The organism is Planktophila turicensis (SeqCode), from assembly GCF_965234405.1.
GTDB lineage: Bacteria > Actinomycetota > Actinomycetes > Nanopelagicales > Nanopelagicaceae > Planktophila > Planktophila turicensis.
In genome coordinates, this window is the sequence record NZ_OZ248346.1 from 1085374 (window position 1) to 1111879 (window position 26506).

Genomic DNA, 26506 nt, shown 5'->3' on the forward strand with positions numbered 1-26506 from the left:
ATCGAGTTCCTATTCCCATTCAATTGTGCCAGGTGGCTTACTTGTAACGTCGAGGACTACGCGATTAACTTCGCGGACCTCGTTGGTAATTCGTGTTGAAATCTTTTCAAGTACCTCGTATGGAACGCGCGACCAATCTGCAGTCATCGCATCTTCACTCGATACTGGGCGCAAGACAATTGGGTGACCGTAGGTACGACCATCGCCCTGAACGCCAACGCTACGAACATCGGCAAGCAAAACAACCGGGCATTGCCAGATATCGCGATCGAGGCCGGCAGCCTTGAGTTCGTTACGCGCAATCAAATCTGCTTCGCGCAAGATATCGAGACGTTCAGCTGTTACTTCACCGATGATACGAATGCCAAGACCAGGACCAGGAAATGGTTGGCGCCAAACTATTTCTTCAGGAAGCCCAAGTTCGATACCAACCTGACGAACTTCATCCTTAAAGAGAGTGCGCAGCGGTTCAACCAATTTAAACTTTAAATCATCAGGCAAGCCACCCACATTGTGGTGAGACTTGATATTGGCAGTTCCTGTTCCGCCACCGGATTCAACAACGTCTGGATACAGGGTGCCCTGAACTAAGAATTCAACATCTCCCCCAGCGGCAATATCGCGCGCTGCCATTTCGAAGGAGCGAATGAATTCGCGACCAATAATCTTGCGCTTCTCTTCTGGGTCTGTAACCCCCGCCAGTGCGTTAAGGAATTGATCAACAGCATCAACGACAACGAGTTCGACGCCAGTGGAAGCTACGAAGTCACGTTGCACTTGTTCTGATTCACCGCTGCGAAGCAGACCGTGGTCTACAAATACACATGTCAGCTGCTTACCTACTGCGCGCTGCACGATTGCTGCAGCTACTGCAGAATCAACGCCGCCCGAAAGACCGCAGATAACGCGCTTGTCTCCGATAACTGCCTTCGCCTTTGCAACTTCATCTTCAGCGATGTTCTGTGTTGTCCAAGAAGGTTTACATCCTGCAATGTTGAGAAGCCAATTCTTCAAGATTGCTTGGCCATGTTCTGAATGAAGAACTTCTGGGTGGAATTGAACTCCAGCTAACTTTCCTGAAGCATCTTCAAAAGCTGCAATCGGTGTATCTGAAGTAGACGCTGTGATGCTAAATCCACAAGGGACTTCAGAGACTGCGTCGCCATGCGACATCCAGACAGACTGCGATGCAGGAAGGCCTGCAAACATCTTTGATCCTGCTTTTACTTCTAGAGGTGTGCGACCGAATTCTGATTTACCGGTTTGTGCGACAACGCCGGCAAGGGCTGCGGCCATTGTCTGGAATCCGTAACAGATACCAAAGACAGGGATACCGAGAGCAAAGATTGCAGGATCTACTTTTGGTGCATGGTCTGCATAAACTGATGAAGGTCCACCAGACAAGATAATTGCTTCGGGGTTCTTTGCACTTACTTCAGCAGCAGTAATTGAGGATGGAACAATTTCCGAGAAGACATTGGCTTCGCGAACGCGACGTGCAATGAGCTGTGCATACTGTGCGCCGAAATCGACGACGAGAACGCCGTGCTTATCGGCCATGCTGCATAATGATTTCTACGCGCTGGAATGACTTCACATCTGAGTATCCGCAGGTAGCCATTGCACGACGTAGTGCGCCAAATAAGTTCATTGAGCCATCAGATGTATGTGATGGGCCGTTGAGAACTTCTTCAAGAGTGCCCACAGTTCCCACATTCACGCGCTGACCACGTGGAACATCTTGGTGATAGGCCTCTGAACCCCAGTGCCATCCGAGTCCTGGGGATTCAACTGCCTTTGCAAGAGCTGATCCCATCATGACAGCGTCGGCACCACATGCAATCGCCTTTGCGATATCGCCAGACTTTCCGATGGATCCATCTGCAATCACATGAACATAACGTCCACCAGATTCATCGAGGTATTCACGGCGAGCTGCTGCAACATCTGCAACTGCTGTTGCCATTGGCACCTGAATTCCAAGAACTGTCTGCGTTGTGTGCGCTGCTCCGCCACCGAATCCGACAAGAACGCCCGCAGCACCTGCGCGCATCAAGTGAAGTGCACCAGTTGTTGTAGCTACCCCACCAACGATGACAGGAACATCGAGTTCGTAGATAAATTTCTTTAGATTGAGAGCTTCATTTTCTGCTGCAACATGTTCAGCTGAAACAGTTGTTCCGCGAATAACGAAAATATCTACACCTGCATCAATAACAGCTTTGTGAAGCTGAGCGGTGCGCTGTGGTGAAAGTGATGCTGCAACTGTGACGCCAGAATCGCGAATCTGCTTGATGCGCTCTTTAATAAGTTCTGGACGAATTGGCGCTGCATAAATCTCTTGCATACGACGAGTTGCATGCTTATCTGGCATCGATGCGATTTCACCCAGCGGAATACGAGGATCGTCATAGCGAGTCCATAGACCTTCGAGGTTAAGTACTCCGAGTCCGCCGAGCTTTCCAATAGCGATTGCTGTTTCAGGAGAAACGACTGAGTCCATAGGAGCTGCTAGAAGCGGTAAATCAAACTTGTATGCATCGATCTGCCATGCGGTGCTTACATCTTCAGGTGTGCGAGTACGGCGGCTTGGGACGATAGCGATATCGTCGAATGAGTAAGCCTGGCGGGCGCGTTTTCCGGGAGCGATTTCGTAATCCATAGTTATTTCTTCTTGCTGTAGTTAGGGGCATCGGCCACATGCAGAACATCATGTGGGTGGCTCTCCTGTAAGCCAGCGGCAGTAATTTGAATTAAGCGACCTTCGTGGCGCAGAGTTTCGATATCAGGTGCTCCGGCATATCCCATTCCGCTGCGAAGTCCGCCAACCAGTTGGTGAACAACATCAGCAACAGGTCCGCGGTATGCAACCTTGCCTTCAATTCCTTCGGGAACAAGTTTGTCTTCAGAAAGAACGTCATCTTGCATGTAACGATCCTTGGAATATGACTTCTTCTCTCCGCGAGATTGCATCGCACCGAGTGAACCCATTCCGCGATATGCCTTGTACTTACGGCCATCGATTTCAACAAGTTCGCCAGGTGATTCTTCACAACCAGCAAGAAGTGAACCGAGCATTACTGAATGTGCACCAGCAACAATTGCTTTAACGATGTCGCCTGAATATTGAAGTCCACCATCTGCGATAAGTGGAATGCCTGCCTTGTTACATGCCTTAGCAGCTTCCATGATTGCCGTTACTTGTGGGACACCTACACCTGCAACAACACGAGTTGTGCAGATGGATCCTGGACCAACGCCAACCTTTACCGCGTCCGCTCCTGCGTTGATGAGCGCCTGTGCACCTGCGCGAGTTGCAACGTTTCCACCAATGATTTCGATGGTGGAAGAAAACTTCTTAATGCGCTCGATAGCTTCAAGAACTGCACGGTGATGTCCGTGGGCAGTATCTACGACAACAACATCGACGCCTGCTTCAATCAACTTCTGTGCGCGAGCAAAACCATCTTCGCCCACACCCACTGCTGCTCCTGCAAGGCCAACGTTCTTCACAAGCTTGACGTGAGTTACTTGCTCATCGACCGGCAAGTTGCGGTGGATGATTCCGATTCCGCCAGCCTTTGCCATAGCGATAGCCATCGTTGATTCAGTGACAGTATCCATTGCAGAAGAAACGACCGGAACGGCCAAAGTGATATTGCGTGTGAGGCGAGTAGATGTGTCGACCTCGGAAGGGACTACATCGGATGCATCAGGAAGAAGGAGGACATCGTCATATGTCAGGCCAAGGAGCGCGACCTTCTCAGAATCGATCATGGCGGCTCCCTTGTATAGCTACGAGAGCGCAGTCTACCTGCTCAATTAAGCGCCTAAAGCCTGCGCGATTTCCTCGCATGCATGCTCAAGGCCCTCGGCTTTAGTGACATCGTCGCAGTTAATGGAGTCCCAACCAGGTCCCCCAATGACAACACGTGGGGCAGGGCGGATTGCCGGTAACTCATTCCAATATTTTTGTTCAGCATTCTTTGGCAATTGTGCCCATAGGAAGATTGCAGGTGGCGCACATCGCGTGACCATCGCAGATAAAGCTTCAAGTGGTGTGCGAGCGCCAAGGACAGATGCCTGGATATTGCGTTCGCAGAGAGCTGCGGCAAGTGCGTATAAAGGGATTGAATGAAGCTCTTCGCCAACAGCTGCGATTAAAACTGGGCGCGGATTAATTGGCTTCTTTAGCTCAACAACTCGGTTATGCATTGTTCGTGTGAGAATTTCAGAGAAGAGATGTTCGACCTCGATGCCTTTTTGATTGTTCTCCCACTCTTCGCCAATCAAAAAGAGGGTTGGAACAATGACATCAGACCATGCGCCTTCAACGCCATACGTTTCAATCTCATGAACCAACGTGGTTTCAACAAAGGCGCGATCAAACCCCTGTAGGGCTTTATAGAGTGCATCGACTACTTCTTCACGGACTTCAAATTCTTTAACGATCTTCTTGAGCGGGACCGCTGTCTTGCAAGCCTTGGCTTGCTCTGCAGCATCGGCAGGAGTAACGCCGGCAACGATCAGTCGGCGCATCATGGTGAGTTTGGCTAAATCATTAGGGCAGTAACGGCGGTGTTCGCCTTCTTCATGTTCTGATGGTCCAAGGCCGTAGCGGCGATCCCAGGTGCGCAAAGTGGCAGGAGCTACGCCAATGCGGCGGGCAACAGCTGCCACCGTCAGTTTCTCTTCAGTGTCTCCTGAAGCGCTCTTTGCCATGTTCCTATCGTGGCGTGAAGTGGGGTAACTCACCACTCCAAAATCGGACATTTCGCCCATTGAACAACATGTGGCGCGATAGGTACTTGAACAACCTATGAAACGATTGTATTGTGCGGTTATCTAGAACAAAGGAGAACCACATGGCTGAACTATCACGTCTACCGCAACCCATTGCTGAGCAATGGGAATGGCAGTACGAAGGATCATGCCGCACGATGGATTCAGAGATGTTCTTCCACCCTGACGGAGAACGTGGTCCTCGTCGTCGCAATCGCGAGAACGCTGCGAAGGCTGTCTGCGCTTCATGCCCAGTCATTCAAGCTTGCCGCACACATGCACTTGCAGTTCAGGAGCCTTACGGCATCTGGGGAGGTCTTTCAGAAGATGACCGCGCAGTGATCTTAGAACGTCGCGGAATTCCACTTATTTCGCACGCATCATAATTTTTCCTCCTAAGGGAAATAAAAAATCCCCCGCACTCAGATGAGTACGGGGGATTTTTCTTTACTAATTACTTAGTGGCTATGTCCTCCAGGACCATGTGAATGTCCATGACCACTTGATGCTGGCTCTTCATTTGCTGGACGCTCGAATACAACAGCTTCTGTTGTAATGAACATTGCAGCAATTGATGCAGCGTTAGCAAGTGCTGAACGAGTCACCTTTACTGGGTCGATGACGCCATCTTTTGCAAGATCGCCATAGACATCAGTTGCAGCGTTGAAGCCTTCGTTGTGCTTCATCGCGCGGACCTTTGCAACTACTACGTAGCCTTCGAGTCCAGCGTTCTCTGCAATCCAGCGAAGTGGTTCATCACATGCCTTGCGGACAAGTGCAACACCGACAGCCTTATCGCCTGTGAAGCCAAGGTTGTCATTAAGTGCATCTGCAGCATGCACGAGTGCAGCGCCTCCGCCGATAACGATTCCTTCTTCAACAGCTGCGCGAGTTGCAGAGATAGCATCTTCTAGACGGTGCTTCTTCTCTTTCAACTCAACTTCAGTGTGTGCGCCGACCTTGATTACGCAAACTCCACCAGAGAGCTTTGCAACTCGCTCCTGAAGCTTTTCGCGATCCCAGTCTGAATCAGATTGTGAAATTTCTGCACGAAGTTCGCCAATGCGTCCTGATACTGCTGACTTGTCGCCAGCGCCATCTACGATTGTGGTTGTCTCTTTTGTGACCACGATGCGACGAGCGCGACCGAGATCTTCAAGAGTTGCAGCCTCGAGCTTCATACCAACTTCTTCTGAGATAACAGTTGCACCGGTAAGGATTGCAATGTCCTGCAAGATTGACTTGCGACGATCTCCGAATGCAGGTGCCTTAACAGCTACTGATGTAAATACTCCGCGCATGCGGTTTACAACGAGAGTTGAAAGCGCTTCGCCTTCAACGTCTTCAGCGATGATAAGAAGTGGCTTTCCTGCCTGAGAAACCTTCTCAAGAAGTGGAAGAAGTTCAGCTAGAGCTGAGACCTTGTTGCTGACGAGAAGGATGTAAGCATCTTCAAGTACAGATTCCATGCGATCTTGATCGGTGACGAAGTATGGAGAGATGTAGCCCTTATCGAACTGCATACCTTCTGTGAATTCGAGTTCGAGAGCTGTTGTTGATGCTTCTTCAACAGTGATGACGCCATCTTTACCGACCTTATCCATCGCCTCTGCGATGAGGTCTCCGATTGCACGATCCTGTGCTGAAATCGTTGCAACATCTGCGATCTGCGCCTTGTCTTTTACGACAGTTGCGTTCTCGCGAAGACGTGCTGAGATTGCCTCAACAGCTGCTTCGATTCCCTGCTTGAGATCCATTGGCTGTGCGCCGGCAGCAAGGTTACGAAGACCTTCCTTAACCATTGCCTGAGCAAGCACTGTTGCAGTTGTTGTTCCATCACCAGCGACATCGTTGGTCTTTGTAGCAACTTCCTTAACGAGCTGTGCGCCCATGTTTTCTACTGGATCTGAAAGTTCGATCTCCTTAGCAATTGTCACACCATCGTTTGTGATTGTTGGTGCGCCAAATGACTTAGCGATGACGACGTTACGGCCCTTAGGTCCGAGTGTTACCTTGACGGTATCCGCGAGTTGGTTAACTCCACGTTCCATTGCGCGACGAGCATGCTCGTCGAATTCCAACATTTTGCCCATGGATTACTTCTCGATTACTGCGAGGATGTCGCGAGCAGAAAGAACGAGGTATTCCTCGTTGTTGTAGCGAACTTCTGTTCCGCCGTACTTGCTGTAGAGAACGACATCGCCGACCTTTACATCCATCGGTACGCGAACGCCATCATCGAAGCGGCCTGGGCCGACTGCAACAACTGTGCCTTCCTGTGGCTTCTCTTTCGCTGTATCTGGGATAACGAGACCTGATGCAGTTGTTGTCTCAGCTTCAGTTGCCTTAACAACGATGCGATCTTCGAGCGGCTTAATGGCTACTGCCATGGTTGTACTCCTTTTTATCGAGGTTTAACTTCGAGATATTCACTATCTTCGGGGCTCACCTGCTTTAGCAGTGTCGACCCTAGAGTGCTAACGCCAAGCCTATGGGCGTGTATTCCCGCGAGCAAATCGGATTAGAGGCTGACTTGCTCGACCTTCAGGCTCGAATCAGCGTCAAAGGCGCCCTGGGTGGCCGGTCTGCCGGCGCTGACCATGAGGCTGCCCAGGGAAGCAACCATCGCCCCGTTATCTGTGCACAGGGCCGGGCTGGGAATACGGAGCTGGATGCCCGCCTTCTCGCAGCGTTCGGCAGCAACGGCGCGAAGACGTGAGTTGGCCGCGACTCCACCTGCGATCACCAGTGAATCAATCCCTGACGATTTACAGGCAGCCAGGGCTTTCAGAAGTAGAACGTCGACAACTGCTTCTTGGAATGAAGCTGCAACATCTGCGCGAACATAAGACGGCGTACTTTCAAGGTAACGAGCCACTGCTGTCTTAAGTCCTGAGAATGAGAAATCGTATGGACGAGTGGCCCAGTCATTAGTTGTCGTGAGTCCGCGCGGGAAATCAATGGCGCTCGCAGATCCGTTTACCGCTTCGCGATCGATTGCAGGTCCACCAGGAAAACCTAATTCGAGAATTCGAGCAATCTTGTCGAATGCTTCACCAGCTGCGTCATCCATTGTTGCGCCAAGTTTTGTAATCGAACCAGTGATGTCATCAACTTGGAGAAGAGAAGAGTGTCCACCACTAACAAGAAGTGCGATTGTCGGAGCAGTTGGTTGATCATGGGTTAAGTAATCAACAGATACGTGAGCAGCTAAGTGGTTGACCCCATAAAGCGGACGACCAAGTCCTTGTGCCAGCCCGCTAGCCGAAGCTACTCCCACAAGAAGTGCACCGACTAAACCAGGACCAGCAGTTACGGCAACTGCATCAATATCTGAAAGTGAAACTTGAGATTCTTTCAGTGCGCGTTCGATGCTTGGCAGCATTGCTTCCAAGTGCGCGCGCGATGCGATTTCAGGAACTACTCCCCCGAAGCGTGCATGTTCATCAACGCTTGAAGCAATGACATTGGCAAGCAAGGTGCGCCCGCGAACAATGCCGATGGCCGTTTCATCACACGAAGTTTCAATACCAAGGACTATGGGCTGCATTAGGCAAAGTCCTTTCGCATCACAAAAGCATCTTTACCTGGGCCGTAGTAATCCATGCGTACAGAGATCTTCATGTAACCCAGTGATTTGTAGAGCTCGATTGCGGATTCATTGGTCTGCTCTACCTCAAGCATCATGGCGCTTGCTCCGCGCTCCTTCGACCACTCTTCGATCTGGCGCATAAACTCTTTAGCGATGCCCTGCCTGCGATATTCAGGCAGCACAGCTACAGTCAGAATGTCTGCCTCAACGCCAGGGGCTGGAACAAATACTCCGCAATATCCAATAATTTTATTGTCAGCTTCTGCGACTGACATGTAACGGGTAGTTGGAATGCCCGCGAACTCTTCTTTAAATTGCGCTGTATTCCAAGGCGAGTAAGGGAAGAGCTGCTTCTCATAAGAAGCAAGAACTGGAATATCTAAAGCAATAGGTTGGCGATAGGTAATCATGGCCGCTCCGCCGTCGGAACTGCATCTGGTCGTCGCAAGTACATCGGTTCGGTCACGTTCTGTGAACTGCTCAGGGCAACGAGCTTCTTCATATCCGGATACTTATCGATGATGAATCCATCAACTTCGGCAGGCTTACTCACCGAAGGACCTTCGATGCGCACGCCATCTTTATAGCGAGCCCAGTAAATCTCTTTACGTCGCGCATCAATCGCAACCGTGTATTCACTTTCTTCAATTGCAATTGCATCTAATGAACAGACACCAATCACAGGAATATTGCGCGCCAAGCCAAAAGCATGAGCAAATGAAATTCCAACCCGCAAACCAGTGAACGGACCTGGACCCATTCCCACGACCACTTGCTTAGGCGGATGCGAGACCTTAAGAGCCTCTGCTACTAATTGAGAAAGGGCGCGACCATGGTCGGTTGCACCCTCATGAAATTTTTCAAAGAGAACATTGTCGCCATCAATGATTCCGACGATGGTTCGAGAAGTAGAAGTATCTATCGCGAGAGTTAGAGTCATACGCTAAACCCCTGCCAACGTGCACCAACAGGAGTCATGGTGACTTCACGAACTTCATCGGTGCGGTCGATAATAATTTCTAAACGCTCTTCGCTTAATCGAGCTGACTCTTGCCCGCCCCATTCGATAACAATGACAGCGCTCTCTCGAGGTGAATCCAAATCAAGATCATCTAGGTACAGCGCAGCATTTCCGCCTTCAAGCAATCGATAAGCATCGACATGGATCAATGGCAGCGGCGCTTTATGGATACGAGAGATGACAAAGGTTGGAGAAGTGACATCGCTGATTCCAAGTGCCTCACCAATTCCCTGAACCAGAACAGTCTTACCTGCACCAAGTGGGCCATTGAGAAGGATGAGATCGCCAGCTACGCATTGAGAACCGATGCGCTTACCAAGTTCATGCATCTCGGCGGCTGTAGCAATCTTCACTGGTTGAGGATAGTTGAGAAAAGAAGAAGGGCCCCAGGTTTCCCTGAGGCCCTTCCTTGCTTAATTACTTACTGCTCGTTGTAGTACTTGAGCAGTGGAGCGCGGAAGTTCTTATCCACGCTGAGGTTTCCTGACTTGCGGGCAGCTGTTGCAATTGCTCCGCCTGTAGGGAACTTGCCTGTTGTTCCAGCAGAAACCAGCATCTTCGCAACAGTGAGGTAGTTCGCTGTTGAGAAGTTACAGTGGTTTGTTCCTGGAGCAGAAGGAGTTGTTGTGATTGGGCTACCTGCAGAATCGAAGGTTGTGTATGCCTTTGGAGTCATGCTCCATAGAACTACAAGCTTCTTTGTAGGTGCCTTGTATTCACGTGACTTCTTTGCAGCTGCAATTGCTGCATCGCGCTCAGCAACGAGTTGAGCCGCATAAGCATCAACAACGCGCTGTGTAGCACCTGCAGGAGTAATTGGATCTGCAACGCCTGTCATCATGATCGTTGGAACGTTGATCTTTGCAGTTGTTGCAGCCATCTTGCTCATCTTTGCCATCGCATCTGGGTTGCCCTTTGCACGTGGTGCACCTGGGTTTGCAGGATTGAGAGCTCCGAGCATTGCACCAATTGCAGTGTTACCTGAAAGTGCTGCGTTATAGATAACCGCTGAATCTTCAACACGTGCTGAGTAGTCAGTCTTTGTGTTGTCATAGACAGCGCCACCAACCTGGAGTTCTACATCTTGTGTTGCAAGGATTGCAAGAACAGCAGCTGATGCTGCGTTCTCTAGAACAGCAAGTGCTGGGCTAACTGCCAATGGGAATGTCAGCTTCAAAGCTCCATCTGGACCTGAAATTGAATCGAAGTGATCAGATTGAGTTGGAAGTCCTGCCATCAAGCCAACAAGGAGAAGTGCTGAACGTGAAGGAACTCCTGCAGCTTGCAGTGCCTTACCTGTCGCACTTGAAGTTGCTGGCCATGCACCTGTTGACATTGAGTTCTTGAGGCTTCCGAGAACAGTAAGCACCTTGACGATATCGCCAATGGCTTCAGCATTTCCTGCTGCACCTGGAGAGTAATTGCCACCCTTGATTGTTGGATCAAAGAATGTCTTGATTCCCCAAAGAACATCGCCAGCAGCTGTGAGCTCTGGTCCGATGTTATCTGCCATACAGAGTGGCGCTACAGCGTCAACAAGTGTTGGGTACTTCTCAGCAAGAGTCTGAGTGATGATTCCACCGAGAGATGATCCCCATGCGAGAACCTTCTTTGTAGTTGGGAATGCAGTCTTAAATGCACCAACGAGTTCTACGTTAGTTGCAACAGCTGCATCGAGGTTCCATCCCTGACGAGAGAAACCTGAACCCATAATTGCCATTCCATTTCCGAGGAAATAGTTAGCGATAGTTGGGTTTCCACCAGGAATTGGTTCTGGAGTATTTGTGACCTTGTAGCCGGTAGGAACTGAAGGGAGCATTCCTGCTGGTAGATCAATGTTGTAACGGTATCCATGTGAGTACATAGCTACAGTTCCATTGAAGTTTGCTGGAACCATCATTACGTATGGAGCACCGTCTGAAGTCATTCCCTGACATGTTTGTACAGGAACCTTCTTGTCGCAGATAGGACCGACAGCTGCTGCGTTAGCAGGAGCTGCGATAACTACTGTAGCGACGAGTGATGCTGATGAAAGTAGCGCTAGAAAGCGTGACTTAGTTGATGAGATTCTCATTATTGTGGAAGTCCCTTCGCTGGCATTGCTGGACGCTTCCATGTTGATTTAACAACTGCGCCAGAACCTGAATCGGTTGTGTAGAGAACATACTTGCCATCTACAGGCTTGAGATCTCCTGATGGAGAGTACTTTCCGAACCAGTATCCGTTGTATCCAACGTGGCTGGTCTTTGAGTAATTAAGTGGCAAGAGTGCAGCTGATGCAAATGACGCACCCTTTGAATCGATTGCTGCCATGAGCGACTTGCGAGTTGGATTAGTTCCAGCTGCCTTAATCGCTTGAGCTGCTACGAATGCGGAGTTCATTCCGATAAGAACGTTGTTATCGAATGCTGAACCTGGGACTGCCTTTGAATAGATATCTGAGAAGAGCTTTACATATTCATCAGATGTATCTGTAGTCGCTGGAGCAAATGAAGCACCAACAGCGTTGTATAGAACGCCTGCTGGAACGCCTGCTGCCTTGATAGTTGTTGCATCTCCACCAACAGATCCGAGGATCCACTGTGGTGCGTACTTAAGCGCTGCCGCTGTACCGAGGCCAGCTGCTGTCGCACTTGATACGCCGAAGAGAATTACAACTTCAGCCTTTGCAGCTGAAAGCTTTGTGACCCAGCCAGCTGCTGTTGCAGCGCTCTGTGAACCTGATGCGTAAGGAACCTTGACTGCGAAGTTGATGCCTGCAGAAGTGAATCCCTTAAGCGCATCTGTTCCGAAGTCGTCATCCTGATAGACGAGGCCAAGAGTCTTGCCTGCAAAGTTATCCTTGATGTACTCAGCCATGATCTTTGCTTCCATTACATATGAAGGCAAGATTGTGTAAGTAGTTGGATATTTCTTTGTATCTGCAAATCCACTAAATCCTGTATTTACGAATAGCACTGGCACGCCGCGTCGTGCAGGGTTAACTGCAGCTGCAACAGCCTTGTTGTTCGCTGTTCCGAGTGGAGAGATAAGAGCCATGACCTTGTCCTGCAAAATCAATTTGTTTGTCTTGGCAACTGCCTGTGTTGGAACATACTGATCATCTTCAACCTTCAGTGTGATCTTGCGACCATTGATTCCACCATTTGAGTTGACGTAATCGAAGTAAGCCTTCATTGCACCTGGAATCTTGTTGTAGCCAGGTGATGCAGAGCCTGTCATTGGGAGAGTAATGCCGAGTTTGATTTCGGTGCTAGTTACTCCTACTTCTGCTGCTTGCGCTGGAACTGTTGCTGCTGTGAGAGCTGCGACTGCAAGCACCGCGCTAGCTGAGATCAGCGTGCGACGATTCATTCGAGTCATGTCTTTCCTTCCATCGAGGGTTCTTACGCAGTTGTGCGTAAGAAATTATTTATTCACCCGATGTTCCCGACGTGCACGTAACTGTTCGACAGGTCCGTTTGGAACAAACAACACTGTCAAAATCAGCAACGTGCTCACCAGTAGACCAGGCAAGTTATTGGTTACTGCCTCTGAAGAGCCGAAGCGGCTTGCGACCGCCCCTGCTATGTCAGGGATAGCAACCAATGTCACTGCCCCAATCATTACCCCTCCGAGGGTAGTAACGCCAGAGAGAACCGCGCCTGTCAGCAAAGAAAATGAGAGGGTTAATGGGAAGGCAGAAGGTGAAACCGTGCCGATTGTCATTGCCAAAAGGGCCCCTGAAAGTCCCGCTAAACCTGCGCTGAGGGTAAATGCGAGGGTTTTATTGCGGGTGAGATTGATTCCAGCCAATTCGGCGGCGACATCGTTGCCACGGACTGCTTTCCAGCTTCGCCCATATCGAGATCTCATAACATTTTGTAACCAAAAAATTGCAATCAATGTGGCAAGAGAAGCAATCCAAAAGAACCATTTATATTGAGTGAAATCTTCGCCAAAACTTAGCGGTGGGAATCCCACATCAAAGAGCAAGCCTTGCTCGCCACCTAAGAATCCAAATTGATTTGCGATTGATGGAAGTCCGACTGCAAGAGCGAGTGTTGTTCCAGCTAAATACGGTCCGCTTAATCTCGCAGCAGCTAAACCGAGAAGTGCACCTGCAAAGGCCGCAGTAAGAATTGCTACCGAGAAACATAACCAAATCGGTGCGTTAAATTCAATGCGCAAGAGTGCGGCTGCGTAACCACCAACTCCAAGTAGCGCGCCTTGGCCAAGTGAGACTTGACCGGAATATCCAGTGAGCAAAATGATTGATGCGATGCCTACGACATATACGGCAACTGTTGCACCTTGATAAACACGAAGCTCATCTACTGCTCCGCTGAGGAAGTAAATGCCAATGCCGAGAAGTATGAATATAAAGAGGCGCTTTTTATTAGAGAGTTTATGCACGACGCCCCGCCTTTACACCAATGATTCCTTGTGGTCGGATGACCAGAACCAAGAGCAAGATAACGAATGGCGCGATAAAGAAGAGCGATCCACTTATATACATCAGAACAAAAGATGTCACTAGGCCCAAGAAAATTCCGCCAACGACAGCGCCAACCAGACTATCTAGGCCACCAATCACTGCAGCGATAAAGCCCGAGATTAAAAGTAGAGAGAACTCGAGGGACTCTGGAGAAAATGAACCATTTCCATTTGAAGTAAGTAAGAGCCCAGCAACAGCCCCGGATGCACCGGAGAGCGCCCAACCGAGTGTGCGAACCAGGTCCACCTTCACGCCCGCTAGGCGTGCAATTTCAGGTGCATAGGCCGATGCACGAAGAGCTAGTCCAATATTTGTCTTTTGGAAGATAAGTGAGAAGAGGATTACAAGCACTGCAACCGAAGCGATAATTGCTAGTTTCATGGGCGAGAAGACCAAAGTTTCAGAGCCGATTGAGAAGCCAACATTTGAAAGCGGTGGCGTCACAAGAACATCTTGGCCGCCCCAATACATTGTGATGAGCGCTTTCACGATCCCAAGTAATCCTAGAGTTGCAATGATCGGCGCAACGCTTGCGATAGGACCAGAGCTTGTATGTTTGAGCAGCACTCGCATAAATGCAATCTCGATAAATGCGCTAAGGGCGGCTCCTGCCAACATCGCGCAGATGAGCGCAATCCAGTAATTATTAAATACTTGGACTGCCTCGTATCCAATATAAGTAGAAGCAAGAGCAAGACCAGCTTGTGCGAAGTTAATAACGCGAGTCGAGCGCCATACAAGAACTATCGCCATCGCCATTAGTGCATAAATTGCACCTGAAGTTAGGCCGATAAGTGTTGTATTAAGTAGCTGAATCATTAGTACCCCAAGTAAGCAGCGCGCACTGCTGGGTCGACGATGAGATCTGCTGCGCTTCCTGAAATTGCAACGCGGCCAAGGTTGAGAACTACTGCAGTATCAGCAATCTTGAGAGCGCCCATTGCATTCTGTTCTACGAGAACAACAGTTAGATTCATTGTGTCAACGATTCCGCGAATGGTTTGGAAAATCTGTTCAATGATGAGCGGGGCAAGACCCAATGATGGCTCGTCAAGCAGAAGTAACTTTGGCTTAGACATCAGCGCGCGACCAATAGCGAGCATCTGGCGTTCTCCACCAGACAAAGTATCTGCGCGTTGTTCAAGACGTTCACCTAATCGAGGGAAGAGATCAATTACCTGCTGCTTGGTTTCAGCTGCTTCCTTCTTATTGCGGCGCCAGAGCGCACCTAAATCTAAATTCTCTTCAACGGTAAGTTCGGCGACAACTGACTTTCCTTCAGAGACATGTGAAACACCTTGGCGAACATGGGATTCAGGCTTGCCATGCAAGAGGTTGTGATCGCCCCAATGTGCAGTTCCTTCTGTTGCCTTATTAAGTCCCGAAAGAGTGCGGAGAAGCGTTGATTTACCAGCGCCATTTGCACCAATAACGGCTGAGAGCTTTCCGGTTTCAACGGTAAATGAAACCCCGCTGATGGCACGGATAGCACCGTGATCGACGACCAGATCTTTTACTACGAGGCTCATTTATGCCCCCGTTCCGAGATAGGCAGCAATCACTGCAGGATCGCGACGAACGACTTCGGCTGAGCCACTAGAAATAACTTCACCGAAGTTAAGAACATAGAGACGATCGCATACAGACATCACAACATCCATGTGGTGTTCAACAATGAGCACAGACATATGCGCTGTGAGGTTACGGATAAGGCCGTTCATCCACTCAATATCTTGCGGTCCAAGTCCACCGGCTGGTTCATCGAGCATCAAGACTTTAGGTTCGCTGACCAGTGCGCGAGCAATAGCCACGCGCTTCGTATCAGGGTAAGCAAGAGTGCTGGCACGGCGATCTGCGAGAGCACCTGCATAGACCCGCTCGAGCGCTGCCATTGAACGCTCTGCGAGCTCTGCTTCGTCACGAGTGTTCTTGCCAAAACTTGCTGAGATCAATCCAGTCTTTGCAAACTTCTGCGCACCAATCATTACATTTTCCAGAACTGTGAGATCCGGAAATAAACCAACGCCTTGAAGAGTGCGCGCGATTCCGAGGTCTGCTAATTGATCTGTTCGTGGCCAAGAACGTTCTTCGCCTTCGAAAGAGAATGTTCCTGAATCAGGAGTTACTAATCCGCAGATTGCGTTAAAGAGAGTTGTCTTACCAGCGCCATTGGGCCCGATGACTCCGACGACCTCATTCTTATGAAGATCAAGATAGACATCATGGAGAGCGCGTAGCCCACCAAAGGAGACAGAGACGCCTTTGGCTTGCAGGAGAGGTGAATTAGTAGACATGGGCTGCGTAGATTCTAGGCACACGAGGACCGATTCGTGTAACTATCTCGTAGTTAATTGTCTGTGAAGCTGCGCCCCAATCATCAGCTGTGAACTCACCATGCGAGCCATTGCCAAAAATCACAACCCAATCACCTGATTGCGCCTTTGATTGCGCACCTAAATCAACAACAAATTGATCCATAGAAACACGGCCAATGCTGAACGCTTTCTTACCTGCTGACCAGACCCCTGCCCCATGAGCGATACGAGGAATTCCATCTGCATAACCCATAGCAATCACACCGAGCTTGGTATCAGCTGCTGTGCTCTCGGATGCGCCGTAACCCACTGGAGTATTCGCAGGGACATCTTTAACAAGATACATCGCAGCGCGAAGTTGCATCGCTGGCCTTAAAGCAAGGCTCTGAGAATTTCCGAGTGTCTTCACATCGGGAGAAAGTCCGTACATCGCAATTCCGGTACGGACCATGTCAAAGGCAGCCGCGTGATTCTTTATTGTTGCAGCCGAGTTAGAGAGATGGCGAATAACGTTGGTGAATCCAAATGAGTGAACTCGTTCCACCATCGCTTTAAATCGAGTGAGTTGTTCATCGTTCTGCGCTTCGCCGGGTTCGTCGGCGCGAGCAAAGTGAGAGAAGATCCCGACAACTTCTACGTTCTTTAAATTTTCAGCAGTGAGGTGGTCCCATTCGGAAAGGAATCCCCCACGAGTCATACCGGTATCTACTTCAAGATGGACACGAGCCTTCTTGCTTTCGGATGCATCTGAAATCTCTTGAAGCGCTTTCAGTGAAGCTGCTGCAACATCAATATCGAGTTCGATCGCTTTCTTGAAATCTGAACCAGGTTGAACCAGCCACGCCAGAATCGGCGCTTCAACGCCAGCCTCGCGTAGTGCAATTGCTTCTTCAAGAAGAGCAACACCTAGATAATCAGCGCCACCAGAAATAGCAGCCTTCGCAACAGGAACAAGTCCATGTCCATAAGCATCAGCCTTTACAACAGCGAGAAGCTTTGTTCCGGCAGTCTTCTTCAATAGCTCAACATTGTGCTTAATAGCGCTGAGATCAACGATTGCTTCTGCTCTCATCGCTCAACCACCACCATGGCAGATGCAATTCCGCCATCATGTGAAAGAGAAAGGTGTACTTGCGCACCATCTACGAGATCGGCGATTTCGCCACGGAATAAGAACTCAGGCTTTCCGTTGGGAGCACTGATGACTTCTGCTTCATGCCATTGCAGGCCATGGCTTGGGCTTAACGCCTTATAGAGAGCTTCCTTTGCCGCAAAGCGAGCAGCAAGTGATTGAGAATTTAGCTTGCGCTCTGATTCGGTAAATAACTTTTCACGCAGGCTTGGGGTGCGCTCAAGGGATTCGAGGAATCGGGCTATATCCACGACATCGATGCCGATTCCATCAATCATGGGAGCGAGTGTATTAGGCGCTAGTGAAGTTGGCTATCAGATGGAAAGAAGCGATCTATAGCGATGATGAGGACCAAGAGCGCTCCACCTAGAAGTAATCCGCCGAATAAATCAAGGAACCAATGCGTATTTCGAAGAAGAGAGACGACGCAGACTGTCAGTGAAAGCAAGCCCACACCTGCACTTGCTAGCCGACCGTTGTAGCGATCGACATGTGCGTAGCGATAGATGAGATATGCGACAACGCCCCAGATAAAGATTGCATTGGAGGCATGGCCACTTGGATATGACATTCCACCTGCGTGCAAAATATCGAGACCATCACGCGGCTTTGTGCGACCTAATCCATATTTAAATGCACCCACAACAACATTAAGAGAGATGAATGACAAGAGACCGAGGTTGATTGGTCTCCAGGTTTTAAAGCGCTTTGAAATATAGAGAGCGACAATCAGTAAGGAAATTCCAGAGACGCTGCGAAGACCTAAATCATCGAGTCGGCGAACGACGAATCCGACTGTGCCGGTAAAGCGTGGGTGTTCAAGATTATTGAGTTCGCGGTCGATGCGAATGAGAAAGCCATTAGTAAGTACTTGGTAGGTGATGTAGAGATATCCAGCAAATAAGCCTGCTGACCACTTCAGTGCGCGACGCATCTGTCGCTGGCGCTGATCTAGAACAGTTGGCATTTCTTACTCGACTGTTACAGATTTAGCTAAGTTTCGTGGCTGATCGACATCTGTTCCGCGAGCAACCGCAATCTCATATGCAAATACCTGCAGTGGAACTGTTGCGAGAACTGGCTGGAAGAGAGGAGAAGCAACCGGGATACGAATGATGTGCTCGGCGCCAATTACTTCAGCACCTTCTGGAGCAATAACCACTACACGAGCTCCACGGGCTTTTACCTCTTGAATATTGCTAAGCATCTTCTCATCGAGTGCGTGCTCATCCTTGGTTGGAAGAATTGCAATCACTGCAGTGCCTTCTTCAATCAGAGCGATAGGGCCATGCTTGAGTTCGCCACCTGCAAAACCTTCGGCATGAATGTAAGCAAGCTCTTTGAGCTTGAGCGCACCTTCAAGGGCTACGGGATACTCGATGCCGCGACCTAAGAAGAGAACGGTGTTGTTCTTAACAAATTTACGAGTAAGTTCGCGAAGCGGTTCGATGGTTTCAAGAATTTGCTCAACTTGTCCAGGAAGTTCAAGCATCTCGTTATAGAGACTCTTTACCTGCGCATCGGTAAGTGTTCCGCGCACTTGTCCAAGCTTGAGACCAATCAGGTAGACAGCAACAATCTGAGTAAGAAATGCCTTAGTTGATGCAACAGCAATTTCAGGTCCTGCATGTGTGTAGAGCACTGCATCTGATTCGCGAGGAATAGTTGAAGAGTTTGTATTGCAGACTGCGAGCACTCGAGCGCCTGCTGCCTTCGCATGGCGCACAGCCATGAGTAGATCCATGGTTTCGCCAGATTGTGAGATAGCAATAACAAGTGAATCTTTATCAACGATTGGATCGCGGTAACGGTACTCAGATGCAATTTCTACATCGACTGGAACTTTTGCCCACTTTTCGATTGCATATTTGGCGACCATTCCTGCGTGATAAGCGGTTCCGCAAGCAATGACTGAGATGCGCTTAATCTTCTTGATTTCATCATCGCTCATATGAAGTTCATCGAGCAGTACTTGGTTGTTATCGCTCAAGCGACCAATCAAAGTGTCAGCGATTGCCTTGGGTTGATCGAAGATTTCTTTGAGCATGAAGTGCGCAAAGCCACCTTTTTGCGCAGCTGCTGCATCCCACGTGATTTCGTACTCTTTCAGCGGAAGCGATTTGCCATCAAGGTCGCAGATAGCAATACCTTCAGGGCTAATGGTGACAACTTCATCTTGGCCAAGTTCGACAGCACGCTTGGTGTAATCGATAAAGGCTGCAACATCGGATGCGAGGAAGTTCTCGCCATTGCCAAGACCTGCCACAAGTGGTGAGTTACGACGAACGCCCACGATTGTTTGTGGTGCATCAGCATGGATTGCAAGAAGGGTAAATGACCCACGAAGGCGACGAACTGCTGCGCGCATGGCTGCGGTGAGATCTCCACCATGTTCTTTGCGAAGTTCAGATAGAAGGTGAGCTACGGATTCAGTATCTGTTTCAGATTCAAATGTGTGGCCGCGCTTTTCAAGTTCTGCTTTGAGTTCTGAGTAATTTTCGATGATGCCGTTGTGAATAACAGCGAGCTTGCCCTCGTTATCTAAGTGCGGATGCGCATTGCGATCAGTTGGCCCGCCGTGGGTAGCCCAGCGAGTGTGGCCGATTCCTGAATGAACAGTTGGAAGATTGGCAGGAAGTGCACCTTCAAGGTTGGCGAGCTTTCCTGCTCGCTTTTCTACAAAGAGAGATGTTCCGGTTCCGAGTGCGATACCTGCTGAGTCATACCCGCGGTATTCGAGGCGACGCAGACCCTCAACGATGGGAGTGAATGCAGATTGTGGTCCTGTGTAACCCACGATTCCGCACACGAATTAATTCCCCAGTTCTGCCTTAACCACTGCAGCAAGTGATGCTGCGATTTCTTGTGCAAGGTTATCACTCGCGGCTTCGACCATGACTCTAATGAGTGGTTCGGTACCTGAGGCACGAAGTAATACTCGACCGTCATCGCCTAGTGTGGATTCAGCCTTAGCAACGGCATCTGCAATTGCCTGTGAAGTGCTGAGCTTCTCTTTAGCAACATTAGGAACGTTGATCAAAACCTGTGGGAATCGCTTCATCGTTGCCGCAAGTTCTGCAAGTGATTTCTTGGTGCGAACAACTTCTTGAGCTAATTGAAGAGCAGTAAGGATTCCATCTCCGGTATTTGCGAATTCGCGCATGATGAGGTGGCCTGATTGTTCGCCGCCCAATGAGAAATCGCCTTCCAGCATCTTCTCGAGAACGTAACGATCACCCACCGCTGTCGTAACAACGTCGATTCCTGATTCCTTCATCGCGTGCATAAATCCAAGGTTGCTCATCACTGTTCCAACGATTGTGTTGGACTTAAGTGCGCCACGTTCTTTAAATCCGCGACCCAGAATTGTCATGATGGCATCGCCATCAATGACGTTGCCCTGTGCATCTACTGCAAGACAGCGATCGGCATCGCCATCGTGTGCGATTCCAAAGTCAGCACCTTCGGCAACAACGCGAGCCTGTAAATCTTCGAGGTGAGTCGATCCGCAATTCTCGTTGATATTCCAACCATCTGGCGCGTGATGAATTGCAACAACGGTTGCTCCAGCTTTTTCGTAGGCTTGAGGTCCGACAACAGATGAGGCGCCATTTGCGCAATCAACGACAATCTTTAAACCCTTAAGTGGAGTTGAAACGGATGCAAGCAAGTGGCTGAGGTAGCGATCACTCGCTGTCTCATCAAAATTAATGCGACCAACGCCACGACCAGTGGGACGTGTCCATGGCTCGCCCATACGCTTTTCAATCGCTGCTTCAATAGCGTCATCGAGCTTTCCGCCACCACGTGAGAACAACTTAATTCCGTTATCGGGCATTGGGTTGTGAGATGCAGAGATCATGACACCAAGGTCGGCACCGGATTCTCCGACGAGATAAGCAATTGCTGGAGTCGGTAGAACGCCTACGCGATAGACGTCAATACCTGCGCTAGCAAGACCTGCAGCAACGGCTGCTTCTAGGAATTCACCTGATGCGCGTGAATCTTGACCCACGATTGCGCGAGGACGCTTGCCCTTATTCGATGAAGATTCAACCAAGATATGAGCTGCCGCTACTGCGACATCGAGAGCGACTTCAGCTGTGAGGGTTTCGCTATTTGCTAAAGCACGAATCCCGTCTGTTCCAAAGAGAGCCATAACAACTCCTTTACTGCAGGAACAAACGGGATATCGAGATAAAAAAGAATTAACGCTTTGAGTACTGTGAACGCTTACGCGCCTTCTTAAGGCCGTACTTCTTACGTTCGATAACGCGTGCATCGCGCTTGAGGAAGCCAGCCTTCTTAAGTGCTGGACGGTTTGCCTCTGTATCGATCTCGTTCAATGAACGAGCAACACCGAGACGAAGTGCGCCAGCCTGACCTGAAACTCCACCACCGTTGATGCGTGCAAATACATCGTATGTATTTTCAGCGCCTACTGTGCGGAATGGTTCAGAGACGAGCTGCTGGTGAACCTTGTTTGGGAAATAGGCTTCAAGTGTCTTGCCGTTAACAACCCAACGACCTGTACCTGGTACGAGACGAACGCGAGCAACTGCTTCCTTACGGCGACCTGTACCAGCACCTGGTGCTGTGATTGCCTTGCGGTTAGTTGCAGCTGCAGGAGTTGAAGAAGAGTAAGAAGTTGGTGTCTCTGTCTCGTCTAGCTCGTTGAAAGTTGTATCTGACATATCTTCTTTATCCCTTACTTAGCGATCTGTGAAACTTGAGTGAATACATATGGTGTTGGTGCCTGTGCAGCATGTGGATGCTCTGGACCTGCGTAAACCTTGAGCTTTGATGCAACCTGTGCGCCAAGACGATTCTTAGGAAGCATTCCCTTGATTGCCTTTTCTACTGCGCGTGTTGGGTGCTTCTCGATGAGTTCGCCGTAAACAGTCGATGTAAGACCGCCTGGGAAACCTGAGTGGTGGTGTGCAAACTTTGTAAGCGCCTTGTTTCCAGAGAGTGCGATCTTCTCTGCGTTGATGATGATGACGAAGTCACCCATATCCATGTGTGGCGCGAATGTTGCCTTGTGCTTACCGCGAAGAAGAACTGCAGCATGAGTTGCAAGACGACCGAGCACAACATCTTGTGCATCGATGACGTGCCACTTACGGACGACGTCTCCTGCCTTAGGGCTATATGTACGCATGCTTTATTACCTTCTTCTTTTAAGTTGAGCTTAGGACTTACGTGTAGCGCCTCGCTGGCGCAGGAGGGGAACTTTACCTTTCATGCGGGGGGTGGGTCAAAATGGCCCAAAAGCCCGCGTGAACCTGGGCTCAGAAATCCTTAGAAATCGAAGACTGGCTCAGGGCTCTCGTAGACCTGGCCATCGGCCCCAAAGACCAAGAATCGGTTAAATCCACGGGTGAACCAGCGGTCGTGGGTCACCGATAAAACGGTGCCTTCATATTGATCGAGTGCATGCTCTAGAGATTCGGCGCTCGCTAAATCTAAGTTATCTGTTGGCTCATCGAGAAGTAGCAGAGTTGAACCTGAAAGTTCGAGTAGCAAGATCTGGAAGCGCGCTTGCTGTCCCCCAGAAAGAGATGAGAACTTCTGTTCTGCCTGCTTATCAATTTCATATTTACGAAGCACGCTCTTTGCTGGCCCAAGTTGCAACGAATATGTCTCCCACAGAATTTCAAGGAGTGTTTTGCCTTCAAACTCAGGGTGCGAATGTGTTTGTGCGAAGTAACCAATATCAACACGTGCACCAACTTTAAAATTGCCTGCGTACTTCACCGTTTCATCACCAGAGATCATGCGGAAGAAGTGCGACTTACCTGTGCCGTTCTTGCCGAGAACTGCAATGCGATCTCCAAAAAAGACTTCAAAGTTAAATGGTTCGGTTAGGTTTGCAATTGCAACATTTTCAAAGGTGAGCGCACGTAAACCCGTGCGACCTCCTCGTAAACCGACCTTTACATCTTGCTCGACAGGTGGCGCTTCAGGTGCGCCAGCTTCTTCAAATTTACGAAGACGAGTCTGCATCGCATGATATTTATTTGCCATATCCGGAGAGCTGGCAGCTTGAACCTGAAGGGTGCGAACCAAATCAATCAGACGCTGATGTTCTTGCTCCCAACGAAGTAGTAATTCGGCAAAACGTTCGTTGCGAGCCTTGCGTGCTTCATGCCAAGTATCAAACTTTGCCCCATGAACCCATGCAGTATTTCCGTTGACGCCTTGTTCGAGCGCCACAATACGTGTTGCTGTGTTCTGCAAAAGTTCACGATCGTGACTTACGAAGAGAACAGATTTCTTTGTCTCAGATACAACTTTTTCAAGCCAACGCTTTGATGGAACATCGAGGTAGTTATCTGGCTCATCGAGAAGCAGCACTTCTTCAGGGCCTTCAAGCAATGCGCGCAGAACCAACTTCTTCTGCTCTCCCCCAGACAAGGTATTTACCTTGCGCTCGGCCACATCATCAAATGATTTACCAAGCATCTCGGTACAACATTTATCCCAGATAACTTCGAAGTCATAGCCACCGCAATCGCCCCAATCGATAATTGCTTGGGCATAGGCCATCTGGCTCTTCTCAGAACCATCTTCATTCATAACCTTTTCGGTCTCAATAATCTTTGCCGCAGCATCGCGAATACGAGCCGGGGCCACAGAGATAAGAATTTCGCGCACCGTTGTTTCATCGCGCACAGAACCGATGAACTGACGCATAACTCCGAGGCCGCCTGTAATTGCAACGCTTCCTTGATCTGGCGAAATATCTCCGCAGATCATGCGAATAAGTGTTGTCTTTCCTGATCCGTTAGGACCAATGAGCGCAACCTTTGCGCCATCGCCTACGCGGAATGAGACATCGTTCAGTAAGACGCGGCCATCGGATAGCGAATATTCAACAGCTGAAACATCAATATGTCCCACTAGTCGCTGCCATCTCTCTTGCCGATAGTCACTTTTGCACGTTCAATAAGTTGATCATTGGTTGGGTAATCCACGCGATAGAGGCTTAAGCCGCGCGCAGGAAAGACAAGTGAGTCCGAGACGCGCTCTTTATTTGCCAGTAGTTCTGCCATCCAACTTGGATCTTTGCGACCATCGGCAACACAGACAACTGCGCCCACAAGGTTTCGAACCATGGAATAACAGAAGGCATCGGCGACAACATCTGCAACGAGCAAGCCATCTTCAGTGCGCTTCCACTCATACTTTTCGAGAGAGCGAATAGTTGTTCCACCCTGGCGGAATTTACAGAAGGCCGCAAAGTCATGATGGCCGATAACGAGCTTGCTCGCTTCATTCATTCGATCAACGTCGAGTGGGCGATACCAAGAAGCCACGTCATAACGCGAAAGTGGCGGAATCACATCATTGTTGTCGATGATCTTGTAAACGTAGTATCTGCGTAGGGCAGAAAAACGAGCATGGAATCCTTCAGGGGCATCGGTGATATTCATGATGCGAACATCTTCATCGAGGATGCGATTGAGTTTGTATCTGAAATCTATGTAGTTGAGATCTCCGGCAAACATCGCGTCCGGCAGATCAACGTGGATTACCTGCCCAGTTGCGTGAACGCCTGCATCGGTTCGTCCGGCCACAATCGAGTTGGTATCTGTTCGCGAAATACGCGAGATTGCTTCTTCAACAAGATCTTGGATTGTGCGACGGTCAGGTTGTGCGCCCCAGCCAAAGAAGTTGGTGCCGTCGTAGGCGATATCGATCCTTAAACGACGAAACCCACTCTCAGGAAAGAGAGTGGGCTGCGCCATCGTAAGAGTTACTTAGTTTTACTTATCTGTTACGAGTTCGATCACTGCCATAGGAGCGTTGTCGCCCTTACGTGGACCGATCTTTGTAATACGTGTGTATCCACCTTCGCGGTTAGCGAATGTAGGTGCAATCACTGTGAAGAGCTGGTGTACAACGCTCTTGTTAGCGATACGCGCCATTACTTCACGACGAGCAGGTAGGTCGCCCTTCTTACCGAAGGTGATCAACTTTTCAGCAAGTGGACGAAGACGCTTCGCCTTTGCTTCTGTAGTTGTGATCTTTCCGTGCTCGAACAATTGCTCAGCAAGAGTACGAAGAATCAAGCGCTCGTGTGATGGGCCTGAACCCAAACGTGGGCCTTTAGTTGGCTTTGGCATTGTCTTCTCCCTTATGCCTGATCTGCGTCAGCGAAGTCTTCATCTGACACGTTGTAGTTCTGGTGTTGTGATGGATCGAAGCCTGCTGGGCTGTCCTTGAGAGACATTCCCATTGATACAAGCTTCGCCTTGATCTCGTCGATTGACTTTGATCCAAAGTTACGGATGTCGAGTAGGTCAGCCTCTGAACGGTTGACGAGCTCTCCAACTGTGTGAATGCCTTCGCGCTTCAAGCAGTTGTATGAACGAACTGTGAGATCGAGATCTTCGATTGGAAGAGCAAGATCAGCAGCAAGAGCAGCATCCATAACAGATGGCCCCATCTCGATACCTTCAGCATCAAGATTGAGTTCGCGTGCAAGACCGAAGAGTTCAACAAGTGTCTTACCAGCTGATGCAACAGCATCGCGTGGCTTCATTGATGGCTTTGTTTCGACATCAACAACAAGACGATCGAAGTCTGTGCGCTGTTCAACGCGAGTTGCTTCTACCTTGTATGTAACCTTCAAAACTGGTGAATAGATTGAGTCAACAGGAATGCGACCAATCTCTGCTCCAGCTTGCTTGTTCTGTACGGCTGTGACGTAGCCACGACCGCGCTCGACAGTAAGTTCGATTTCGAGGTTTGCCTTGCCGTTAAGTGTTGCGATGTGGAGTTCAGGGTTGTGAACTTCTACGCCACTTGGAACAGCAATGTCAGCACCTGTAACAGCGCCTGCACCTGACTTGCGGATGTAGATAACTGAAGGCTCATCGTTATCGCTTGAAAGAACAAGGTTCTTAATGTTCAAGACGATATCTGTGAGGTCTTCCTTTACACCTTCAAGTGTTGTGAACTCGTGGAGAGCTCCGGCGACACGAATGCTTGTAACTGCTGCACCTGGAATAGATGAAAGCAATGTACGGCGCATTGAGTTGCCGAGTGTGTAGCCGAAACCTGGCTCAAGCGGTTCAATGATGAAACGTGAGCGGTTCTCGGAAATTACTTCTTCGCTAAGCGTTGGGCGTTGTGCAATTAGCACTGTTGCTCCTCTTTCTTCTCGCGGAAATCCACTATT

General features: G+C 49.5%; 28 protein-coding genes. 1 reads left to right on the forward strand and 27 read right to left on the reverse strand.

The genetic code is table 11. From position 1 onward, the window contains the following. Nucleotides 1-9 precede the first annotated feature (9 nt). Genes guaA through AC8GFK_RS05580 form a run of 4 tightly spaced genes read right to left on the reverse strand, consistent with a single transcriptional unit; the run spans nt 10 to nt 4722 of the window. Nucleotides 10-1560, reverse strand: a complete 1551-nt coding sequence (gene guaA, locus AC8GFK_RS05565; protein WP_506624987.1) for a glutamine-hydrolyzing GMP synthase — start codon at nt 1558-1560, stop codon at nt 10-12. Continuing rightward, nucleotides 1550-2662 (reverse strand): GuaB3 family IMP dehydrogenase-related protein, encoded by a 1113-nt coding sequence (locus AC8GFK_RS05570; protein ID WP_095673893.1) that lies wholly within the window; start codon nt 2660-2662, stop codon nt 1550-1552. Before AC8GFK_RS05570 ends, guaA begins: the two co-directional genes overlap by 11 nt. 2 nt (nt 2663-2664) lie before the next feature. Then, entirely contained in the window at nt 2665-3777 is a 1113-nt protein-coding gene (gene guaB, locus AC8GFK_RS05575) for an IMP dehydrogenase (RefSeq protein ID WP_506624988.1), read from the reverse strand. A gap of 45 nt (nt 3778-3822) precedes the next feature. Next, a complete protein-coding gene (locus AC8GFK_RS05580; protein ID WP_506624989.1) occupies nt 3823-4722 on the reverse strand; it encodes a MerR family transcriptional regulator in 900 nt (299 codons plus the stop codon). Between the two features lie 143 nt (nt 4723-4865). Between AC8GFK_RS05580 and AC8GFK_RS05585 the strand changes: the two genes are divergently transcribed. Further along, complete coding sequence (locus AC8GFK_RS05585) at nt 4866-5168, forward strand: WhiB family transcriptional regulator (RefSeq protein WP_506624990.1); 303 nt, start codon at nt 4866-4868, stop codon at nt 5166-5168. A gap of 72 nt (nt 5169-5240) precedes the next feature. Here the strand turns inward: AC8GFK_RS05585 and groL are convergent, their stop codons facing one another. From groL to AC8GFK_RS05700, 23 genes are all read right to left on the reverse strand, one after another. Then, the gene (gene groL / locus AC8GFK_RS05590; RefSeq protein ID WP_506624991.1) at nt 5241-6875 is read right to left on the reverse strand and encodes a chaperonin GroEL; all 1635 of its coding nucleotides are present in this window, start codon (nt 6873-6875) and stop codon (nt 5241-5243) included. A 3-nt stretch (nt 6876-6878) separates the two neighbouring features. After that, the gene (gene groES, locus AC8GFK_RS05595) at nt 6879-7172 is read right to left on the reverse strand and encodes a co-chaperone GroES (RefSeq protein WP_095673898.1); all 294 of its coding nucleotides are present in this window, start codon (nt 7170-7172) and stop codon (nt 6879-6881) included. Nucleotides 7173-7303: 131 nt separating this feature from the next. Then, a complete protein-coding gene (gene tsaD / locus AC8GFK_RS05600) occupies nt 7304-8332 on the reverse strand; it encodes a tRNA (adenosine(37)-N6)-threonylcarbamoyltransferase complex transferase subunit TsaD (protein ID WP_506624992.1) in 1029 nt (342 codons plus the stop codon). After that, nucleotides 8332-8784 (reverse strand): ribosomal protein S18-alanine N-acetyltransferase, encoded by a 453-nt coding sequence (rimI, locus tag AC8GFK_RS05605; RefSeq protein ID WP_223298423.1) that lies wholly within the window; start codon nt 8782-8784, stop codon nt 8332-8334. Before rimI ends, tsaD begins: the two co-directional genes overlap by 1 nt. Beyond that, nucleotides 8781-9314, reverse strand: a complete 534-nt coding sequence (tsaB, locus tag AC8GFK_RS05610; RefSeq protein WP_506624993.1) for a tRNA (adenosine(37)-N6)-threonylcarbamoyltransferase complex dimerization subunit type 1 TsaB — start codon at nt 9312-9314, stop codon at nt 8781-8783. The genes rimI and tsaB overlap by 4 nt, the downstream gene beginning before the upstream one ends. After that, entirely contained in the window at nt 9311-9748 is a 438-nt protein-coding gene (gene tsaE / locus AC8GFK_RS05615; RefSeq protein ID WP_506624994.1) for a tRNA (adenosine(37)-N6)-threonylcarbamoyltransferase complex ATPase subunit type 1 TsaE, read from the reverse strand. The genes tsaB and tsaE overlap by 4 nt, the downstream gene beginning before the upstream one ends. A gap of 68 nt (nt 9749-9816) precedes the next feature. Then, nucleotides 9817-11469, reverse strand: coding sequence for a hypothetical protein (locus AC8GFK_RS05620; RefSeq protein ID WP_506624995.1), 1653 nt, complete (start codon nt 11467-11469; stop codon nt 9817-9819). Then, entirely contained in the window at nt 11469-12758 is a 1290-nt protein-coding gene (locus AC8GFK_RS05625; protein ID WP_506624996.1) for an ABC transporter substrate-binding protein, read from the reverse strand. The genes AC8GFK_RS05620 and AC8GFK_RS05625 overlap by 1 nt, the downstream gene beginning before the upstream one ends. 45 nt (nt 12759-12803) lie before the next feature. Further along, complete coding sequence (locus AC8GFK_RS05630; protein WP_506624997.1) at nt 12804-13790, reverse strand: branched-chain amino acid ABC transporter permease; 987 nt, start codon at nt 13788-13790, stop codon at nt 12804-12806. Then, nucleotides 13783-14691: a branched-chain amino acid ABC transporter permease gene (locus tag AC8GFK_RS05635; RefSeq protein ID WP_506624998.1), complete on the reverse strand. Its 909-nt coding sequence runs from the start codon at nt 14689-14691 to the stop codon at nt 13783-13785. The genes AC8GFK_RS05630 and AC8GFK_RS05635 overlap by 8 nt, the downstream gene beginning before the upstream one ends. Beyond that, entirely contained in the window at nt 14691-15401 is a 711-nt protein-coding gene (locus tag AC8GFK_RS05640) for an ABC transporter ATP-binding protein (protein ID WP_506624999.1), read from the reverse strand. The genes AC8GFK_RS05635 and AC8GFK_RS05640 overlap by 1 nt, the downstream gene beginning before the upstream one ends. Beyond that, entirely contained in the window at nt 15402-16166 is a 765-nt protein-coding gene (locus AC8GFK_RS05645; protein WP_095673907.1) for an ABC transporter ATP-binding protein, read from the reverse strand. After that, a complete protein-coding gene (gene alr / locus AC8GFK_RS05650; RefSeq protein WP_506625000.1) occupies nt 16156-17259 on the reverse strand; it encodes an alanine racemase in 1104 nt (367 codons plus the stop codon). The genes AC8GFK_RS05645 and alr overlap by 11 nt, the downstream gene beginning before the upstream one ends. Beyond that, complete coding sequence (locus tag AC8GFK_RS05655; RefSeq protein ID WP_506625001.1) at nt 17256-17597, reverse strand: holo-ACP synthase; 342 nt, start codon at nt 17595-17597, stop codon at nt 17256-17258. The genes alr and AC8GFK_RS05655 overlap by 4 nt, the downstream gene beginning before the upstream one ends. Before the next feature lie 20 nt (nt 17598-17617). Further along, entirely contained in the window at nt 17618-18286 is a 669-nt protein-coding gene (locus tag AC8GFK_RS05660; protein WP_506625002.1) for a phosphatase PAP2 family protein, read from the reverse strand. Nucleotides 18287-18289: 3 nt separating this feature from the next. Beyond that, on the reverse strand, nt 18290-20128 hold the full coding sequence (glmS, locus tag AC8GFK_RS05665; RefSeq protein ID WP_506625003.1) for a glutamine--fructose-6-phosphate transaminase (isomerizing): 1839 nt from the start codon (nt 20126-20128) through the stop codon (nt 18290-18292). A gap of 3 nt (nt 20129-20131) precedes the next feature. Then, the gene (gene glmM, locus AC8GFK_RS05670) at nt 20132-21478 is read right to left on the reverse strand and encodes a phosphoglucosamine mutase (protein ID WP_506625004.1); all 1347 of its coding nucleotides are present in this window, start codon (nt 21476-21478) and stop codon (nt 20132-20134) included. A gap of 49 nt (nt 21479-21527) precedes the next feature. Continuing rightward, a complete protein-coding gene (gene rpsI, locus AC8GFK_RS05675; protein WP_095531057.1) occupies nt 21528-22013 on the reverse strand; it encodes a 30S ribosomal protein S9 in 486 nt (161 codons plus the stop codon). Between the two features lie 14 nt (nt 22014-22027). After that, a complete protein-coding gene (gene rplM, locus AC8GFK_RS05680) occupies nt 22028-22480 on the reverse strand; it encodes a 50S ribosomal protein L13 (RefSeq protein ID WP_095673912.1) in 453 nt (150 codons plus the stop codon). 140 nt (nt 22481-22620) lie between these two features. Further along, entirely contained in the window at nt 22621-24222 is a 1602-nt protein-coding gene (locus tag AC8GFK_RS05685; RefSeq protein WP_506625005.1) for an ABC-F family ATP-binding cassette domain-containing protein, read from the reverse strand. Further along, nucleotides 24222-25070, reverse strand: coding sequence for a tRNA pseudouridine(38-40) synthase TruA (truA, locus tag AC8GFK_RS05690; protein WP_506625006.1), 849 nt, complete (start codon nt 25068-25070; stop codon nt 24222-24224). Before truA ends, AC8GFK_RS05685 begins: the two co-directional genes overlap by 1 nt. Before the next feature lie 18 nt (nt 25071-25088). After that, nucleotides 25089-25448: a 50S ribosomal protein L17 gene (rplQ, locus tag AC8GFK_RS05695; protein ID WP_095531053.1), complete on the reverse strand. Its 360-nt coding sequence runs from the start codon at nt 25446-25448 to the stop codon at nt 25089-25091. 11 nt (nt 25449-25459) lie between these two features. Next, on the reverse strand, nt 25460-26470 hold the full coding sequence (locus tag AC8GFK_RS05700; RefSeq protein WP_017955271.1) for a DNA-directed RNA polymerase subunit alpha: 1011 nt from the start codon (nt 26468-26470) through the stop codon (nt 25460-25462). Between the last annotated feature and the right edge of the window lie 36 nt (nt 26471-26506).

Excerpts from the sequence above, each read along its gene's own strand:
- truA (WP_506625006.1), bottom strand. The coding sequence starts at position 25,070 with ATGGCGCAGCCCACTCTCTTTCCTGAGAGTGGGTTTCGTCGTTTAAGG.
- rplQ (WP_095531053.1), bottom strand. The coding sequence starts at position 25,448 with ATGCCAAAGCCAACTAAAGGCCCACGTTTGGGTTCAGGCCCATCACAC.
- guaB (WP_506624988.1), bottom strand. The coding sequence starts at position 3,777 with ATGATCGATTCTGAGAAGGTCGCGCTCCTTGGCCTGACATATGACGAT.
- AC8GFK_RS05580 (WP_506624989.1), bottom strand. The coding sequence starts at position 4,722 with ATGGCAAAGAGCGCTTCAGGAGACACTGAAGAGAAACTGACGGTGGCA.
- rimI (WP_223298423.1), bottom strand. The coding sequence starts at position 8,784 with ATGATTACCTATCGCCAACCTATTGCTTTAGATATTCCAGTTCTTGCT.
- tsaD (WP_506624992.1), bottom strand. The coding sequence starts at position 8,332 with ATGCAGCCCATAGTCCTTGGTATTGAAACTTCGTGTGATGAAACGGCC.
- AC8GFK_RS05645 (WP_095673907.1), bottom strand. The coding sequence starts at position 16,166 with ATGTCTACTAATTCACCTCTCCTGCAAGCCAAAGGCGTCTCTGTCTCC.
- rplM (WP_095673912.1), bottom strand. The coding sequence starts at position 22,480 with ATGCGTACATATAGCCCTAAGGCAGGAGACGTCGTCCGTAAGTGGCAC.
- AC8GFK_RS05655 (WP_506625001.1), bottom strand. The coding sequence starts at position 17,597 with ATGATTGATGGAATCGGCATCGATGTCGTGGATATAGCCCGATTCCTC.
- AC8GFK_RS05640 (WP_506624999.1), bottom strand. The coding sequence starts at position 15,401 with ATGAGCCTCGTAGTAAAAGATCTGGTCGTCGATCACGGTGCTATCCGT.
- rpsI (WP_095531057.1), bottom strand. The coding sequence starts at position 22,013 with ATGTCAGATACAACTTTCAACGAGCTAGACGAGACAGAGACACCAACT.
- AC8GFK_RS05620 (WP_506624995.1), bottom strand. The coding sequence starts at position 11,469 with ATGAGAATCTCATCAACTAAGTCACGCTTTCTAGCGCTACTTTCATCA.
- AC8GFK_RS05625 (WP_506624996.1), bottom strand. The coding sequence starts at position 12,758 with ATGACTCGAATGAATCGTCGCACGCTGATCTCAGCTAGCGCGGTGCTT.
- groL (WP_506624991.1), bottom strand. The coding sequence starts at position 6,875 with ATGGGCAAAATGTTGGAATTCGACGAGCATGCTCGTCGCGCAATGGAA.
- groES (WP_095673898.1), bottom strand. The coding sequence starts at position 7,172 with ATGGCAGTAGCCATTAAGCCGCTCGAAGATCGCATCGTTGTTAAGGCA.
- guaA (WP_506624987.1), bottom strand. The coding sequence starts at position 1,560 with ATGGCCGATAAGCACGGCGTTCTCGTCGTCGATTTCGGCGCACAGTAT.
- glmM (WP_506625004.1), bottom strand. The coding sequence starts at position 21,478 with ATGGCTCTCTTTGGAACAGACGGGATTCGTGCTTTAGCAAATAGCGAA.
- AC8GFK_RS05585 (WP_506624990.1), top strand. The coding sequence starts at position 4,866 with ATGGCTGAACTATCACGTCTACCGCAACCCATTGCTGAGCAATGGGAA.
- AC8GFK_RS05570 (WP_095673893.1), bottom strand. The coding sequence starts at position 2,662 with ATGGATTACGAAATCGCTCCCGGAAAACGCGCCCGCCAGGCTTACTCA.
- AC8GFK_RS05635 (WP_506624998.1), bottom strand. The coding sequence starts at position 14,691 with ATGATTCAGCTACTTAATACAACACTTATCGGCCTAACTTCAGGTGCA.
- alr (WP_506625000.1), bottom strand. The coding sequence starts at position 17,259 with ATGAGAGCAGAAGCAATCGTTGATCTCAGCGCTATTAAGCACAATGTT.
- tsaB (WP_506624993.1), bottom strand. The coding sequence starts at position 9,314 with ATGACTCTAACTCTCGCGATAGATACTTCTACTTCTCGAACCATCGTC.
- AC8GFK_RS05660 (WP_506625002.1), bottom strand. The coding sequence starts at position 18,286 with ATGCCAACTGTTCTAGATCAGCGCCAGCGACAGATGCGTCGCGCACTG.